Source organism: Enterobacter cloacae complex sp. IR5402 (assembly GCF_049238125.1).
Classification (GTDB): domain Bacteria; phylum Pseudomonadota; class Gammaproteobacteria; order Enterobacterales; family Enterobacteriaceae; genus Enterobacter; species Enterobacter hormaechei_C.
This window is the reverse complement of sequence record NZ_JBMKHO010000012.1, coordinates 82,676-99,549: the sequence shown is the minus strand read 5'-3', so window position 1 is coordinate 99,549 and position 16,874 is coordinate 82,676. Positions and strand designations below refer to the sequence as shown.

At 53.4% G+C, this 16,874-nt stretch carries 13 protein-coding genes; 4 read left to right on the top strand and 9 right to left on the bottom strand.

Annotated features, from left to right (window positions below; genetic code table 11):
• Positions 1-72: 72 nt before the first annotated feature.
• The 4 genes from cmk to ACOTXL_RS18260 all read right to left on the bottom strand — a co-directional run bounded on the left by cmk (position 73) and on the right by ACOTXL_RS18260 (position 4,237).
• Positions 73-756 carry a (d)CMP kinase gene (gene cmk / locus ACOTXL_RS18275; RefSeq protein WP_003858236.1) on the bottom strand — a complete coding sequence of 228 codons (684 nt, stop codon included), beginning with the start codon at positions 754-756 and terminating at the stop codon, positions 73-75.
• A 185-nt stretch (positions 757-941) separates the two neighbouring features.
• The gene (gene aroA, locus ACOTXL_RS18270) at positions 942-2,225 is read right to left on the bottom strand and encodes a 3-phosphoshikimate 1-carboxyvinyltransferase (protein WP_003858238.1); all 1,284 of its coding nucleotides are present in this window, start codon (positions 2,223-2,225) and stop codon (positions 942-944) included.
• A gap of 68 nt (positions 2,226-2,293) precedes the next feature.
• Positions 2,294-3,382 (bottom strand): 3-phosphoserine/phosphohydroxythreonine transaminase, encoded by a 1,089-nt coding sequence (serC, locus tag ACOTXL_RS18265; protein WP_045350178.1) that lies wholly within the window; start codon positions 3,380-3,382, stop codon positions 2,294-2,296.
• A 162-nt stretch (positions 3,383-3,544) separates the two neighbouring features.
• Complete coding sequence (locus tag ACOTXL_RS18260) at positions 3,545-4,237, bottom strand: DUF421 domain-containing protein (protein ID WP_045350180.1); 693 nt, start codon at positions 4,235-4,237, stop codon at positions 3,545-3,547.
• Positions 4,238-4,364: 127 nt separating this feature from the next.
• Between ACOTXL_RS18260 and ycaO the strand changes: the two genes are divergently transcribed.
• From ycaO to pflA, 4 genes are all read left to right on the top strand, one after another.
• On the top strand, positions 4,365-6,125 hold the full coding sequence (gene ycaO, locus ACOTXL_RS18255) for a 30S ribosomal protein S12 methylthiotransferase accessory factor YcaO (protein WP_045350195.1): 1,761 nt from the start codon (positions 4,365-4,367) through the stop codon (positions 6,123-6,125).
• Between the two features lie 405 nt (positions 6,126-6,530).
• Entirely contained in the window at positions 6,531-7,388 is an 858-nt protein-coding gene (gene focA / locus ACOTXL_RS18250) for a formate transporter FocA (protein WP_017384832.1), read from the top strand.
• 51 nt (positions 7,389-7,439) lie between these two features.
• Positions 7,440-9,722 (top strand): formate C-acetyltransferase, encoded by a 2,283-nt coding sequence (gene pflB, locus ACOTXL_RS18245; RefSeq protein ID WP_023315750.1) that lies wholly within the window; start codon positions 7,440-7,442, stop codon positions 9,720-9,722.
• A gap of 203 nt (positions 9,723-9,925) precedes the next feature.
• The gene (gene pflA / locus ACOTXL_RS18240; protein WP_003858250.1) at positions 9,926-10,666 is read left to right on the top strand and encodes a pyruvate formate lyase 1-activating protein; all 741 of its coding nucleotides are present in this window, start codon (positions 9,926-9,928) and stop codon (positions 10,664-10,666) included.
• A gap of 36 nt (positions 10,667-10,702) precedes the next feature.
• On the opposite strand, the gene ACOTXL_RS18235 is transcribed toward pflA, so the two are convergent.
• From ACOTXL_RS18235 to dmsA, 5 genes are all read right to left on the bottom strand, one after another.
• Complete coding sequence (locus tag ACOTXL_RS18235; protein WP_022650721.1) at positions 10,703-11,224, bottom strand: anti-virulence regulator CigR family protein; 522 nt, start codon at positions 11,222-11,224, stop codon at positions 10,703-10,705.
• Positions 11,225-11,347: 123 nt separating this feature from the next.
• Positions 11,348-12,496: an MFS transporter gene (locus ACOTXL_RS18230; protein ID WP_003858254.1), complete on the bottom strand. Its 1,149-nt coding sequence runs from the start codon at positions 12,494-12,496 to the stop codon at positions 11,348-11,350.
• Positions 12,497-12,770: 274 nt separating this feature from the next.
• Positions 12,771-13,634, bottom strand: a complete 864-nt coding sequence (locus ACOTXL_RS18225) for a dimethyl sulfoxide reductase anchor subunit family protein (protein WP_003858256.1) — start codon at positions 13,632-13,634, stop codon at positions 12,771-12,773.
• Position 13,635: 1 nt separating this feature from the next.
• The gene (locus ACOTXL_RS18220) at positions 13,636-14,253 is read right to left on the bottom strand and encodes a DMSO/selenate family reductase complex B subunit (RefSeq protein WP_003858259.1); all 618 of its coding nucleotides are present in this window, start codon (positions 14,251-14,253) and stop codon (positions 13,636-13,638) included.
• Between the two features lie 10 nt (positions 14,254-14,263).
• Complete coding sequence (gene dmsA / locus ACOTXL_RS18215; protein WP_022650720.1) at positions 14,264-16,708, bottom strand: dimethylsulfoxide reductase subunit A; 2,445 nt, start codon at positions 16,706-16,708, stop codon at positions 14,264-14,266.
• Between the last annotated feature and the right edge of the window lie 166 nt (positions 16,709-16,874).

Genomic DNA, 16,874 nt, shown 5'->3' with positions numbered 1-16,874 from the left:
GTGCCGGATGGGGTTGTTTCACATACCCGCCGTCAATCCATTGCAGCGGGGGTACTGCTAAATCGGTCGCGATTACGCGAGTGCCAGTTTTTGGCGCGCATATTGTAGCGCTTTTTCAATCACTTGCTCAATAGTTAAACTGGTTGAATCCAGCACTAATGCGTCTTGCGCGGGAACAAGTGGTGCGACGGCGCGGTTACGATCGCGGTCATCGCGCTCTTTTATCTCGGATAAAAGGCGATCAAAGTTAACACTAAACCCCTTTTCCTGCAACTGAAGCATGCGGCGATGGGCACGTTCTTCTGAAGAGGCGTCAAGGAAAATTTTCACTGGCGCATCAGGGAATACCACGGTTCCCATGTCGCGGCCGTCGGCGATCAGCCCCGGCGCTTCACGGAAACCGCGCTGGCGACGTAACAGCGCTTCACGAACGCGTGGGAAAGCCGCCACCTGAGAGGCCGCATTGGCCACTTCCTGGGTACGGATTTCACCGCTGACATCTTCCCCTTCCAGGATCACTTCAAGGTTGCCATCGGTCGAGACAAAGCGCACATCCAGATGCGCAGCCAGCGGTACCAGCGCTTCTTCAGACGCAACATCCACATGATGATGCAGCGCAGCCAGCGCCAGCACGCGATAGATTGCTCCCGAATCTAAAAGATGCCATTGCAATGCTTCCGCCATCGCTTTGCACAGAGTACCTTTCCCTGCGCCACTTGGCCCATCAATGGTGATTACCGGGGCAATTGCCGTCATCTTTTTCTCCTTAATTAAGGCATACCGTTTACATGAACGCCGCGCATTATACGCGCCAACGTGCGCAACTGTTACCTTTGCGTGCAAATTACGGAATGATTGAAGCAGAGTGTAGAAGAAATGAAAGAGGATGAGTGTCAGAAAGCGTAAGGAAATGCCGCATCAGGTGATGCGGCATACGATCATCAGGCCAGGGTGCTAATGCGCGTCAGCTGTTCGAAGTAGTCCGGGAACGTTTTTGCCGTACACTTCGGATCAAGGATAGTGACTGGCGTATCTGACAACGCCACCAGCGAGAAACACATCGCCATGCGGTGATCGTTGTAGGTGCCAATTTCTGCAAATTGCAGTTTTGCCGGCGGCGTGACGCGAATGTAGTCTTCGCCCTCTTCTACCTCGGCCCCCACTTTACGCAGCTCGGTTGCCATCGCGAACAGGCGGTCCGTCTCTTTCACACGCCAGTTGTAAATGTTTCGCAGCGTGGTGGTGCCTTTTGCAAACAGCGCAGCGGTAGCAATGGTCATCGCCGCATCCGGAATATGGTTCATATCCATATCAATGGCGTTCAGCTCACCGTGGGTACAGGAGATGAAGTCATCGCCCCAGGTCACCACCGCGCCCATTTTTTCCAGCACGTCAGCAAAACGGATATCGCCCTGCACGCTGTTGCGGCCAATGCCCGTCACTTTTACCGTACCGCCTTTAATCGCACCTGCGGCAAGGAAATAGGAGGCGGAGGAAGCATCGCCTTCAACCAGGTAGTGGCCCGGGGACTGATACTGCTGCGCTCCGCGCACCACGAAGCGCTGATAAGACTGGTTTTCCACCTCAACACCAAAGGTGTTCATCAGGTGCAAGGTAATATCAATGTACGGCTTAGAAACCAGGTCGCCTTTAATGCTGATGACGGTGTCCTGTGGTGCCAGCGGTGCGGTCATCAGCAGCGCGGTCAGGAACTGGCTGGAAACGCTACCGTCAACCTCTACATTGCCGCCAGTGAATCCCCCGCGCAGACGCAGGGGCGGGTAATTTTCCTGCTCAAGATAATCAATCTGCGCGCCGCCCTGGCGCAGGGCATCCACCAGATGGCCGATCGGACGCTCTTTCATTCGCGGCTCACCGGTCAGCACAATATCGTTACTCCCCAGACACAGCGCAGCGGCCAGAGGACGCATCGCGGTACCGGCGTTACCCAGGAAAAGCTCCAGCGCTTCAGCAGAATGTAACGCGCCGCCGTTACCGGTGACTTCACAACGGGTACGATCGTCAGACAGCGCGTACTGAACGCCCAACGCTTTCAGTGCATTGAGCATATGGCGCACGTCATCGCTGTCCAGCAGATTAGTGAGGACGGTGGTGCCGTTTGCCAGAGCTGCCAGCAGCAGAGCGCGGTTCGAGACACTTTTTGAACCAGGCAGATTAATGGTGCCATCTACCCGCGCGATAGGTTGTAACGTCAGGGATTCCATGAAACTCAACTCTCAACTCAACATAATAAAAACCCCGCAGGAACGCTGCGGGGGTGAAAAACAGCCAATTAACCGTGACGACGTTCGAAGTCGATCATGAAATCAGTCAGGGCTTTAACGCCTTCCAGCGGCATGGCGTTATAGATAGAGGCGCGCATCCCGCCTACCACACGGTGGCCTTTCAGCGCATGCAGACCCGCCGCGAAGGACTCTTCCAGGAACACGTTATCCAGGTTGCTGTCCGCCAGCTGGAACGGCACGTTCATGCGCGAACGGTTGGTTTTGGCGACATCGTTACGGTAGAAATCGCTCTTGTCGATCACGCCGTACAGCAGTTCAGCCTTTTGCTGATTGATCTTATCCATCTGCGCCACACCGCCTTTTTGCTTCAGCCATTTGAAGACCAGGCCGGAGAGATACCAGGCAAACGTTGGTGGGGTGTTGAACATGGAATCGTTGTCGTTCAGGACGGTGTAATCCAGAATTGACGGGCAAGACTTATGGGCTTTCCCCAGCAGGTCTTCACGCACGATAACGATTGTCAGGCCCGCAGGACCGATGTTTTTCTGGGCACCCGCGTAGATGACGCCGTAGCGGCTGACATCCAGCGGGGTGGACAGAATGGTTGAAGAGAGGTCCGCCGTCACAATGACATTTTCGCCAAAGTCTGGCTCTTCGTGAATGGCAATACCGTCGATGGTTTCGTTCGGGCAGTAGTGAAGATACGCGGCGTTGTCAGAAAGCTGCCACTCACTCATCGGCTTCACGGCGCGCAGACCGTCAACGGTCACTTTGGCATCGATGACATTCGGCGTGCAATATTTATGCGCTTCTTTTACCGCACTGGCCGCCCAGTAGCCCGCATCAACGTAATCAGCGGTGGTTTTGTCGCCCAGCAGATTGAGCGGGATACCCGCAAACTGGCCGCGTCCACCGCCGTGACAGAACAAAACTTTGTAGTTCGAGGGAATGTTCAGCAGATCGCGAAAATCCTTTTCTGCCTCTTCCGCCACCTGAATAAAGGCTTTACCCCGGTGGCTGATTTCCATCACCGACGTACCCAGACCGTTCCAGTCACACAGCTCCTGTTGAGCCTGTTTGAGCACATCTGTCGGTAACATTGCCGGACCTGAACTGAAATTAAAGACTTGAGCCATTTCCCCTCACCACGCTAAAAGCCATAAGTTATAACTGTGGATATCGGTTTTATCATTCAGTGACACGCGCCGCAATGTCTAAAACTGATGGCCGAAGAAATGTGTTACTCGTCACACAATACAATCTGCCGTACCGTTGTCACAAAACCGACAAAATCGCTGTCAGGTGATGCGTTTAGCCCGGCTAACCTTCGTCCATTCTGGATTCGTACAGCGGGGGCATAATTGATGATCGCCCGCCTGCATGACCACCACATGACTACATTTTATGCAGGCATACTCCCCCGCTTCAGGTACAGTTTTGTATCGTTCGATAAGCATATCCGGCAGGATGCACAGACCGGGCTTCACCTCATCGTCGGGATAGTAATAAACGCTGATTTGACCATTCGTTTCCATAATCGCCAGACGCACCTGCCCCAGTTGCTCAACACTGCTCAGACGGAGTTCCATAAAGAACTCAAACTCCGTCATATTGGCGCTTTGCACATTTTCCCAGGCCAGCTGACCGTCCTCGACGATAACGACCGGCTTCCCTTCAAGCAGATCTTCCAGCTTTTCACTTTTCGACATCAGCCACATGACAAGGCGGTAAAGCAGCGCCAGTGTGACAAAAACGATAAATACCGGCACCATCGGCATATCATCATAGAAGGCGACATCCCCCGCCGCGGAACCCAGCGTCAGGATGATCAATACTTCAAAAAGCGACATCTGCCGCACGCCGCGACGACCGGTGATTTTAAGAAACAGGAAGACCAGAACGAAGGTATACAGACTACGCAGCGCCACTTCGCCTAAAAATTCAGGGGGGACTTTATCAAACGCCATCCGCTGGAGATCGAATGCTTTCATTTTTCTATGCCTTAACAGTGAGTTACTGACAATAAGCATAGCCCAGTCTTTTATTTTCGCCGGAGATAGCACCCGTCACGCAAAACCCGTATCATTGCGCGCTTTACGTACGATAAAAGTGAACGCCATGACTCAAACGTTTATCCCCGGCAAAGACGCCGCTCTGGAAGATTCCATCGCTCGCTTCCAGCAGAAACTGACCGACCTGGGTTTTAACATCGAAGAAGCCTCCTGGCTCAATCCGGTGCCGCATGTCTGGTCTGTGCATATTCGCGATAAAGACTGTGCCCTGTGCTTTACCAACGGTAAAGGCGCGACAAAAAAAGCGGCACTGGCCTCCGCGCTGGGTGAGTATTTTGAGCGTCTGTCCACCAACTATTTCTTTGCTGACTTCTGGCTGGGCGAAACCATCGCCAACGGCCCGTTCGTTCACTATCCGAACGAAAAATGGTTCCCGCTGACCGAAGACGATGAACTGCCGGAAGGAATTCTCGACGCGCGCCTGCGTGCCTTCTACGATCCGGAAAACGAACTGACCGCCAGCATGCTGATCGATCTGCAGTCCGGTAACGACGATCGCGGTATTTGCGCCCTGCCGTTTACCCGTCAGTCTGACGAGCAGACCGTCTATATCCCGATGAACATCGTCGGCAACCTGTATGTGTCTAACGGCATGTCCGCCGGTAACACCCGCAATGAAGCGCGCGTACAGGGGCTGTCTGAAGTCTTCGAGCGTCATATCAAAAACCGCATTATTGCCGAATCCATCAGCCTGCCTGAAATTCCGGCAGAGGTGCTGGCGCGCTACCCGGGCGTGGTGGAATCCATCGCCAAGCTGGAAGCAGAAGGTTTCCCAATCTTTGCGTATGACGGCTCGCTGGGCGGCAAGTATCCAGTGATCTGCGTCGTGCTGTTCAACCCGGCCAACGGCACCTGCTTCGCCTCCTTCGGCGCGCACCCTGACTTCGGCGTGGCGCTGGAGCGTACCGTGACCGAACTGCTGCAAGGTCGTAGCCTGAAAGATCTCGACGTGTTTACGCCGCCGACCTTTGATGACGAAGAGGTCGCCGAGCACACCAACCTCGAAACGCACTTCATCGACTCCAGCGGTTTGATCTCCTGGGATATGTTCAAACAGGACGCGGACTATCCGTTCGTGGACTGGAGCTTTGCCGGTACGACGGAAGAAGAGTTCGCCACCCTGATGGCGATCTTCCACGCGGAAGATCAGGAAGTCTACATTGCCGACTATGAACATCTCGGCGTTTACGCGTGCCGTATTATTGTGCCAGGTATGTCGGACATTTATCCGGCAGAAGATCTGTGGCTGGCAAACAACAGCATGGGCGCGCATCTGCGTGAAACCCTGCTGGCCCTGCCAGGCAGCGAGTGGGATAAAGAAGATTATCTGAACCTGATCGCCCAGCTGGACGAAGAAGGACACGATGATTTCACCCGCGTACGCGAACTGCTGGGTCTGGCGACCGGAAAAGATAACGGCTGGTACACCCTGCGCATCGGCGAGCTGAAAGCGATGCTGGCGCTGGCGGGCGGCGATCTGGATCAGGCTTTGGCCTGGACCGAGTGGACGATGGAGTTTAACCAGTCCGTCTTCTCCGCCGAGCGCACTAATTATTACCGTTGCCTGCAAACGCTGCTCCTGCTTTCTCAGGAAGACGACCGCGAGCCATTGCAGTATCTGAACGCCTTTGTGCGTATGTACGGTGCGGATGCCGTTGAAGCTGCCAGCGCGGCGCTGAGCGGTGAAGAACCATTCTACGGCCTGCAAGCGGTTGACAGCGATCTGCAAGCCTTCCCGGCGCATCAGTCACTGCTGAATGCGTATGAAAAATTGCAGAAGGCAAAAGCCGCTTACTGGTCAAAATAAGCGCATATAACATTAATGGCTGTAGGCGTATTCAATCGCCTGAGCTATATTACGGGGCAATTTCATTGCCCCTTTTTTTTATTTTTCCGCAATGACTTTTAATTGTAATAATTAAGTTAACCACGGGTAAATATAAAAACGCTTACCTGAGCTTTACTGTTACTAATTATAATAAATACTCCATTTTAATTAACTGTTCCATGGGAGGCTGAAGGAAAAAATTCAACTCTTTTCATAACTTTTAAAATTTATTTTTATACGGATAATCAAATACTTACTCCGCTTTTGCTGTAAAACCATACACACTGCGGGCCTATAAGCCAGGCGAGATATGATCTATATCAATTTCTCTTCTATAATGCTTTGTTAGTATCTCGTCGCCGACTTAATAAAGAGAGAGTTAGTGTGAAAGCTGACAACCCTTTTGATCTATTACTCCCCGCTGCGATGGCGAAAGTTGCCGAAGAAGCGGGTGTCTACAAAGCCACGAAACATCCGATGACGACGTTCTTTCTGGCCATTACGGCTGGGGTGTTCATCTCCATCGCTTTCGTCTTCTATATCACAGCCACCACCGGCACGGCCGGGATGCCTTTCGGCATAGCGAAACTGATTGGTGGTATTTGCTTCTCACTGGGCCTGATTCTCTGCGTCATCTGCGGCGCCGACCTCTTCACCTCAACGGTGCTGATTGTTGTGGCAAAAGCCAGCGGAAGAATTACCTGGGGTCAACTGGGGCGCAACTGGCTCAACGTTTACGTTGGCAACCTGATTGGCTGTCTGCTCTTTGTTCTGTTGATGTGGCTCTCTGGCGAGTATATGACCGCCAACGGCGGCTGGGGGCTTAACGTCCTGCAAACCGCTGACCACAAAATGCACCATACATTTATCGAAGCCGTTGCTCTCGGCATCCTTGCAAACCTGATGGTCTGCCTGGCGGTCTGGATGAGCTACTCTGGTCGTAGCCTGATGGATAAAGCCATGATTATGGTTCTGCCGGTTGCGATGTTTGTTGCCAGCGGCTTTGAGCACAGTATTGCGAATATGTTCATGATCCCGATGGGGATTGTTATCCGCAACTTTGCAAGCCCGGAGTTCTGGACTGCTGTAGGTTCAACCCCGGAAAGTTTTTCACACCTGACGATTATGAACTTCATTACTGATAACCTGATCCCCGTCACTATCGGGAACATTATCGGTGGGGGTCTGTTAGTTGGGTTGACATACTGGGTCATTTACCTGCGTGGCGGCGATCATCATTAATGGTTGTCTCAGGCAGTAAATAAAAAATCCACTTAAGAAGGTAGGTGTTACATGTCCGAGCTTAATGAAAAGTTAGCCACAGCCTGGGAAGGTTTTACGAAAGGTGACTGGCAGAATGAAGTCAACGTCCGTGACTTTATTCAGAAAAACTATACCCCGTATGAAGGTGACGAATCCTTCCTGGCTGGTGCGACTGACGCAACCACCAAGCTGTGGGACAGCGTAATGGAAGGCGTTAAACTGGAAAACCGCACTCACGCGCCAGTTGATTTTGACACCTCCGTTGCTTCTACCATCACTTCTCACGATGCTGGCTACATCAATAAAGCCCTTGAGAAAATTGTTGGTCTGCAAACTGAAGCACCACTGAAACGCGCAATCATCCCGTTCGGTGGTATCAAAATGGTTGAAGGTTCCTGCAAAGCGTATAATCGCGAGCTGGACCCAATGCTGAAAAAAATCTTCACCGAATACCGCAAAACCCATAACCAGGGCGTATTCGATGTTTACACCAAAGACATTCTGAACTGCCGTAAATCTGGCGTTCTGACCGGTCTGCCAGATGCCTATGGCCGTGGCCGTATCATCGGTGACTACCGTCGCGTTGCGCTGTACGGTATCGACTTCCTGATGAAAGACAAATACGCGCAGTTCGTCTCTCTCCAGTCTGACCTGGAAAACGGCGTAAACCTGGAAGCGACTATCCGTCTGCGTGAAGAGATCGCTGAACAGCACCGTGCGCTGGGTCAGATCAAAGAGATGGCGGCTAAATACGGCTGCGATATCTCTGGTCCTGCTACCAACGCTCAGGAAGCTATCCAGTGGACCTACTTCGGCTACCTGGCCGCAGTTAAGTCTCAGAACGGTGCAGCAATGTCCTTCGGCCGCGTATCCACCTTCCTGGATGCGTACATCGAACGTGACCTGAAAGCAGGCAAAATCACCGAACAAGACGCTCAGGAAATGATTGACCACCTGGTCATGAAACTGCGTATGGTTCGCTTCCTGCGTACCCCAGAATATGATGAGCTGTTCTCTGGTGACCCAATCTGGGCAACCGAATCTATCGGCGGTATGGGCGTAGATGGCCGTACTCTGGTAACCAAAAACAGCTTCCGTTTCCTGAACACCCTGTACACCATGGGTCCTTCTCCGGAGCCGAACATCACCGTTCTGTGGTCTGAAAAACTGCCTCTGAACTTCAAGAAATTCGCCGCTAAAGTGTCCATCGACACCTCTTCTCTGCAATATGAGAACGATGACCTGATGCGTCCTGACTTCAACAACGATGACTACGCTATCGCTTGCTGCGTAAGTCCAATGGTTGTTGGTAAGCAAATGCAGTTCTTCGGTGCGCGTGCAAACCTGGCGAAAACCATGCTGTACGCAATCAACGGCGGCGTTGATGAAAAACTGAAAATGCAGGTTGGTCCTAAGTCTGAACCGATCAAAGGCGACGTGCTGAACTATGACGAAGTCATGGATCGCATGGATCACTTCATGGACTGGCTGGCTAAACAGTACGTGACCGCGCTGAATGTTATCCACTACATGCACGACAAGTACAGCTACGAAGCCTCTCTGATGGCGCTGCATGACCGTGACGTCATTCGCACCATGGCATGTGGTATCGCAGGTCTGTCCGTTGCGGCTGACTCCCTGTCTGCAATCAAATATGCGAAAGTTAAACCAATTCGTGACGAAGATGGTCTGGCTATCGACTTCGAAATCGAAGGCGAATATCCGCAGTTTGGTAACAACGACGCTCGCGTTGATGACATGGCGGTTGACCTGGTAGAACGTTTCATGAAGAAAATTCAGAAACTCACTACCTATCGTAACGCTATCCCGACTCAGTCTGTTCTGACCATCACCTCTAACGTTGTGTATGGTAAGAAAACCGGTAACACCCCAGACGGTCGTCGTGCTGGCGCGCCATTCGGCCCAGGTGCTAACCCAATGCACGGTCGTGACCAGAAAGGTGCGGTTGCCTCTCTGACCTCCGTTGCTAAACTGCCGTTTGCTTACGCGAAAGATGGTATCTCTTACACCTTCTCTATCGTGCCAAACGCGCTGGGTAAAGACGACGAAGTGCGTAAAACTAACCTCGCGGGTCTGATGGATGGTTACTTCCACCACGAAGCGTCCATCGAAGGTGGTCAGCACCTGAACGTGAACGTGATGAACCGTGAAATGCTGCTCGATGCGATGGAACACCCTGAGAAATATCCTCAGCTGACCATCCGCGTATCTGGCTACGCAGTACGTTTTAACTCCCTGACGAAAGAACAGCAGCAGGACGTTATTACCCGTACTTTCACTCAGTCCATGTAAGTGGAATTGACTGAAATCACGCGTTAAAAAGCGTACAATAAAGGCTCCACGCAAGTGGGGCCTTTTTAACACCCTCGCTTCATCAGTCTCTTTTGTCCGCTATCTATACTTAATGGATAACAGCCAAAACAGACTCGACATAGCCTTTGAGCTGTGCATCTACATAGGCCCCCGGATGGGCCAAATTCGGAGATATCACCGCAATGTCAATTATTGGTCGCATTCACTCCTTTGAATCCTGTGGCACCGTCGATGGCCCGGGGATCCGCTTTATCACTTTCTTCCAGGGCTGCCTGATGCGCTGCCTGTACTGCCATAACCGTGACACCTGGGACACCCATGGCGGTAAAGAAGTCACCGTAGAAGATCTGATGAAAGAGGTGGTGACCTATCGCCACTTTATGAACGCGTCCGGCGGTGGCGTGACGGCATCCGGCGGTGAAGCCATTCTTCAGGCTGAATTTGTGCGCGACTGGTTCCGCGCCTGCCACAAAGAAGGCATTCATACCTGCCTCGACACCAACGGCTTTGTGCGCCGTTACGATCCAGTTATTGATGAACTGCTTGAAGTGACCGATCTGGTCATGCTCGATCTCAAGCAGATGAACGATGAGATCCACCAGAATCTGGTTGGCGTCTCGAACCACCGTACCCTGGAATTTGCCAAATACATTGCCAACAAAGGCGTCAAGACCTGGATCCGCTACGTGGTGGTGCCGGGCTGGTCAGATGATGATGACTCTGCACATCGTCTGGGTGAATTTACCCGGGATATGGGTAACGTGGAGAAAATCGAACTCCTGCCCTATCACGAGCTGGGTAAACATAAATGGGTGGCGATGGGTGAAGAGTACAAGCTCGATGGCGTGAAGCCGCCGAAAAAAGAGACGATGGAGCGCGTCAAAGGTATTCTTGAGCAGTATGGCCACAAGGTCATGTATTAACGAAAAGGCCCGGTGAAAACCGGGCCTTTTTATATTCTATTTAAAGACGCCGTTAATAACGGAAGTCACAATCGCTGTACTCAGCGCAATTAAGACCAGGTCGTCACCTACCACGCGCCATTCATAGCCCGGATAGGAAGGAAGCTGACCCAGCATATCGGCTGGCACGGTTTTCTTCGCAATGCCCGGAGGCAGTGGCTTACCGCGCGCCAGGTTTTTCGCAATACCCGGAGGCAGAGAGTCGTAGCCCGTTAAGCCGTAATTCAGGGCCAGATGGCGGGCATGATCGAAGCTTACGCGAGCATCCACATCATTACCGACATCTTTGCTGTTTTTAAAGCTCTTATCCGATTTCCCAGGGTTATCCTGACCGTTATTGTGCTTATTACCATGGTTACCAGAGTTCCCGTTACCATGATTGCCGCTATTACCTTGTCCGCCACCGTTTCCGTGACCACCGCCATTCCCGTTACCAGGATTAGCCATGGCCGGAGCCGTTGCAAACGTTAAAGCCAACACTACGGCAAGTGCGGTAGTGGAAAAACGACGAGTAGACATGATGGCTGCCTTTTAGTGGGAGAACTCATTGGAATTATCGCCAGGCAGTAAAAACTCACAATCAGTAAAAGTCTTATATGTGACAGGGACAAAAAAGCCTGTCATCGACAGGCTTTTAATAAATCAGGCATGGGCCACTGGCGTTGGATGTTCGCCCACTTTGCGCAGCAGCATTAGCAGATAAATAAACGACACGCTGGCGATCATGATAAACAGCAGATTATCAGAATAATTTTGCATGAGCATAGCGGTAAAAGTCGGCCCCAGTAAACTGCCGATGGTGTAACTCAGCAACAAAGCCTGGTTCATCGCCACCAACTGGTGATGCTCAACTTTCTCACAGGCCCACGCCATCGCGACTGGATAGAGCGTAAAGCCCGCAGCCCCCAGAATGAACAGCGCGGGCGCCATCGCGGCGTTGCTGAGCATGGCGAGACAGCCCATGATGACCACGAAGACCTGAACGCGCAGCACCAGCAGACGACCAAAGCGGTCCGCCAGGCGGCCAATCGGCCACTGGCCGACAATCCCCGCGCTGACCATCACCGCCATCCAGAAACCGATCCCGGAATCACTGACGCCCTGATGGTTAAGATAGAGCGGCATCAGGCCATAGAGCGAGCCCAGCACAATGCCGGAAATAATGCAGCCGTTAACCCCCAGACGCGCCTGGCGCAGTCTCAGCATCGGCCAGACGTGGGTGGCTTCCTGATGTTCGCTGTTTTGATTCACAATACGGGTAAAGAGCAGCGGCAGGATCGCCGCCAGCACCATGCCCGTCACCCACGGCAGCACGCTCATCAGGTCAGTTGGCAGTTTGCTGACCATCAGCTGTCCCAGAACGGTACCGACATAGTAAACCATCATATAGGCCGCCAGCAGACGCCCGCGATTACGGGACGTGCCGCTGCACATCAGCGCGCTTTCAACCACCACCCAGATCATGGCGCAGCCGACGCCCGCAATAAAGCGCCAGACCATCCAGCTCCAGAAGCCGACCATAAGGCCTAAACCGGCGCAGCCGACGGCAAAGATCAGCGACGCCAGATAATAACTGCGGTTAAAACCAAAGCGCTTAATAAGGCTGCCCGTTAATAAGGTGCCCAGCAGATTGCCCGTAAAAAAGGACGAGCTAACCATACCCACCTGCCAGGTCGGTAAGTTTTCATGGGCGAGCCATAGCGGGACGAGTGTGTTTAACACCGCGATCGCCAGGGTCAGCAAAAGCAGGCCACAGAGCAACAAAAGCACCGGGCGGGTATAGGTGGTCATGGATTAAAAACCGTGAGGAAGTTCAGATTTCGTGCGCATCATGCCACTGGCAAAAACAAAGTCAATCCACCGATTCAGGCGTCACGCACGTTATGCGCCTTGTCGATTTAAAAAACTCATCCTGCTAATGCAAAGCCTGCTACTGATATTAATTATCTATTTGTTTTTATTTATTTCCGGGAATTTTTACAACGAAACATCAGTCGAAAAATTTCATGAATGAAAAAAGAAAAGCCGGGCGCTATGTCCCGGCTTTTTATAACAAAATCTAAAATTAGCTGGCGATAGCCAGACCGACCGTCATATGCAGACCGTAAAATACGCCGCGACCAATTAACTCCCCTGCCAGCACCAGCACAAAGGCCAGGGACAGTAACGGCAGCGCAGGCGAGTAACCTTTAAGCTGAGGGGCAATCCAGCACACCAGCGCAGCCGTCAGCAGCACCACACGCCAGGCCATCAGCGAACCGTAATCCGGCACCAGCGCCGAAGCCTGCTGGATAGAGCTGTGAATGGTCGCCAGCTCCGCTCCCTGCATGAGCGCGACAACGGTACTGATGACCAGCGCCAACAGCGAGACCGCGGGCAGCAGGCGCATCGCCCAACCATTAATGCCAGCCACGCGCAGCAGCAGATAACCCAGCAGCGGCCCGCCAATAAACATGGTCAGGAAGAAGCTCATCGGCGTCCAGACGCTGTACCAGGTTGGAACCGTATCAATGGTGTTGTACACCCTGACCATCATCCAGACGAAGACAACGCCCAGTACCATGGTGACGATGAGCCACAACGCGCGTAACCCTGACGGCAGCTTTTTCACCGCTGCCAGTAACCACCCCAGCCCGCCAACGGCAAAGAAGATTGCACCGCTGGCAATCTCGTTACTCAGCGAAGAGGCACCTACGCGGTTCAGGGAGTTAAACGCGCGCATCGGTGAGCCCAGGTGCAGCGTAGAGGCGATAAACCCAATGCCCATCAACACCCACAGGCCAAACATGCTTAACACTAAACGCTGCTGCTGTTCAGTATTGAGGTTCCCTTTTAACAGCGCCAGCGCAAGAACGATAAACCCGCCCGCCACGCACTGCCCAAAGACCGTGAAGATCATCAGCGGCCATTCATGCCATCCACTTCCCATCTCACACCTCCTTCGGGTTTGCCAGGTAGCCGGTGGTGTCCCCCGTCGGACGGCTGTTGGCGTTAGGTTTAATCACAATACTCGGCTTTGTGAAATGCGCAGACGGCAGCGGCGCGACGGCAGCAAGCTGGCCGTGTTTTTTGCGCAGCTCCTCAATCGGGCCAAAGTCCAGCGCGCGCAGCGGGCAGGATTCGACGCAGATGGGCTTTTTGCCATCCGCCACCCGGCTGTGGCAGCCGTCGCACTTGGTCATGTGGCCTTTGGCGGCATTGTACTGCGGCGCGCCGTACGGGCAGGCCATGTGGCAGTAGCGACAGCCGATGCAGACATCCTCGTCCACCACCACAAAACCGTCGTCGCGCTTGTGCATTGCCCCGCTCGGGCAGACCTTGGTGCAGGCCGGATCTTCGCAGTGGTTGCAGGCAATCGACAGGTAATAGGCGAAGACATTCTGATGCCAGACGCCGTTATCCTCCTGCCAGTCGCCGCCCGCGTATTCATAAATACGCCGGAAGCTGACCTCCGGGGTCAGGTCTTTGTAATCCTTGCAGGCCAGCTCGCAGGTTTTGCACCCGGTGCAGCGGCTGGAATCAATAAAAAATCCATACTGGGTTGTCATCGGTTACTCCTTACGCCTTTTCAACCTGAACGAGGTTTGTGTGGGATGGGTTGCCCTTCGCCAGCGGCGATGGACGCTGCGTAGTGAGAACGTTGATGCAGCCCGCCTGATCGATACGGTTCGCATCCGGGTTATACCAGGCCCCTTCCCCCAGCGCGACAACGCCAGGCATCATACGCGGAGTCACTTTAGCTTCGATATGCACTTCGCCACGTCCGTTGAAGATACGTACGCGATCGCCATTACTGATGCCGCGGGCTTTCGCATCCATCGGGTTGATCCACATCTCCTGTCGGCAGGCCGCTTTCAGTACGTCAACGTTGCCGTAGGTGGAGTGAACACGCGCTTTGTAGTGGAAACCGGTCAACTGAAGCGGGAATTTCTCCGTCAGCGGATCGTTGTAGTTTTCGAAGCCTGGCGTATAAATCGGCAGCGGATCGATAACGTCCCCTTCCGGCAATTCCCACGTTGCGGCAATTTTTGCCAGCTCTTCGGAGTAGATCTCGATTTTGCCCGACGGCGTGGTCAGCGGATTGGCCTGCGGATCGTCGCGGAAGGCTTTATACGCCACGTGATGCCCTTCCGGATCGCGCTGCTTGTACATGCCCTGCTTGCGGAAGGTATCGAAGTCCGGCAGGTCAGGAATGGCTTTGCGGGAAAGCTCGTGCAGATGGCGCATCCACCCTTCCTGAGTACGTCCTTCAGTGAACTGCTGCTCAACGCCAAGACGTTTCGCCAGCTCGGAAGTCATCTCATAGATGGTTTTGCACTCGAAGCGCGGTTTGATGGCCTGGTCAGTGAAGATCACATAGGACATGTTGCCGCAGGAGGCATCCAGCGCGAAATCCATCTGCTCAGACGCGGTGCAGTCTGGGAGCAGAATATCGGCATACTTTGCCGATGAGGTCATGTGGCAGTCGATCACCACAATCATTTCGCACTTCTTGTCGTCCTGCAAAATTTCATGGGTGCGGTTGATCTCAGAGTGCTGGTTGATCAGGCAGTTACCGGCATAGTTCCAGATCATTTTGATCGGCACGTCCAGCTTATCTTTGCCCCGAACACCGTCGCGCAGCGCAGTCATTTCCGGGCCGCGCTCGATCGCGTCTGTCCACATAAACATGGAGATGCTGGTCTGAACCGGGTTATCCAGCGTTGGCATACGTTCAAACGGTACTTCATACGAGCCTTCACGCGCCCCGCTATTACCGCCGTGAATACCGACGTTGCCAGTCAGAATCGAGAGCATAGAAATAGCGCGGGTGGCAATTTCGCCATTCGCGTGGCGCTGAGGTCCCCAGCCCTGGCTGATATAAGCCGGTTTGGTTGAACCAATTTCACGTGCCAGCTGAACAATACGTTCGACAGGAATGCCGGTGATAGTGGATGCCCACTCCGGGGTTTTCGCCACGCCGTCGCTGCCCTGGCCAAGAATATAGGCTTTATAGTGCCCGTTAGCCGGTGCGCTGGCTGGCAGCGTCTTCTCGTCGTAACCGACGCAGTATTTATCCAGGAACGGCTGGTCGACGAGGTTTTCAGTAATCATTACATACGCCAGCGCATTGACCAGCGCCGCGTCGGTACCAGGGCGGATGGGGATCCACTCGTCTTCACGCCCTGCGCCGGTATCGGTGTAGCGCGGATCGACGATGATCATTCGTGCGTTGGATTTGGCGCGCGCCTGCTCAAGGTAATAGGTTACCCCACCGCCGCTCATGCGCGTTTCGCCCGGGTTGTTGCCGAACAACACCACCAGTTTACTGTTCTCGATATCCGACGGGCTGTTGCCGTCTGCCCAGCCGCCGTAGGTGTAGTTCAGGCCCGCGGCAATCTGTGCGGAAGAGTAGTCGCCGTAATGGTTGAGATAGCCGCCGCAGCAGTTCATCAGGCGCGCTACCAGCGTTTTACCCGGCGGCCAGGAACGGGTCATGGTGCCGCCAAGCGTCCCGGTGCCGTAGTTGAGGTAGATAGATTCGTTGCCGTACTCTTTGATCAGGCGCTGCATGTTGGTCGCGATAATATCGTAGGCTTCGTCCCAGCTAATGCGCTCGAACTTCCCTTCCCCACGCTTACCGACGCGCTTCATTGGGTATTTCAGACGATCCGGGTTATATACGCGACGGCGCATTGAGCGACCACGCAGACAGGCACGAACCTGATGTAACCCTTCGTAGTTATCATCGCCGGTATTGTCGGTTTCGACATATTTGATTTCACCGTCCACCACGTGCATACGCAGTGGGCAGCGGCTACCGCAGTTAACGGTACAGGCACTCCACACCACTTTTTCCGGGGCTGAAGCGGGAGACAGAGCCTCCGCCGCCGACGCCAGTCGGGTAAAGGGGAGCGTAAAGGCGCTGCTGGCAACCGCCAGACCACCTATTGCCGTGGTTTTCATCAACCCACGGCGAGTGACCTCGGCAGCCATTAACGCTTCAGGCGCTTTGATTTTCATAAAGACTCACTTTGGTTGCTCACAAAGAAAAGAGAGGCGGCGCAAACCGCTATGTAGTTTTATTTATAACGAATTACAACGTTATTGGTGTTTTATGCTGACTTTCGTTCGGAGGAGTATTACTACTTTAGAGGGAGGGGTTATTGCTTCGTATCAAATCAGAGGC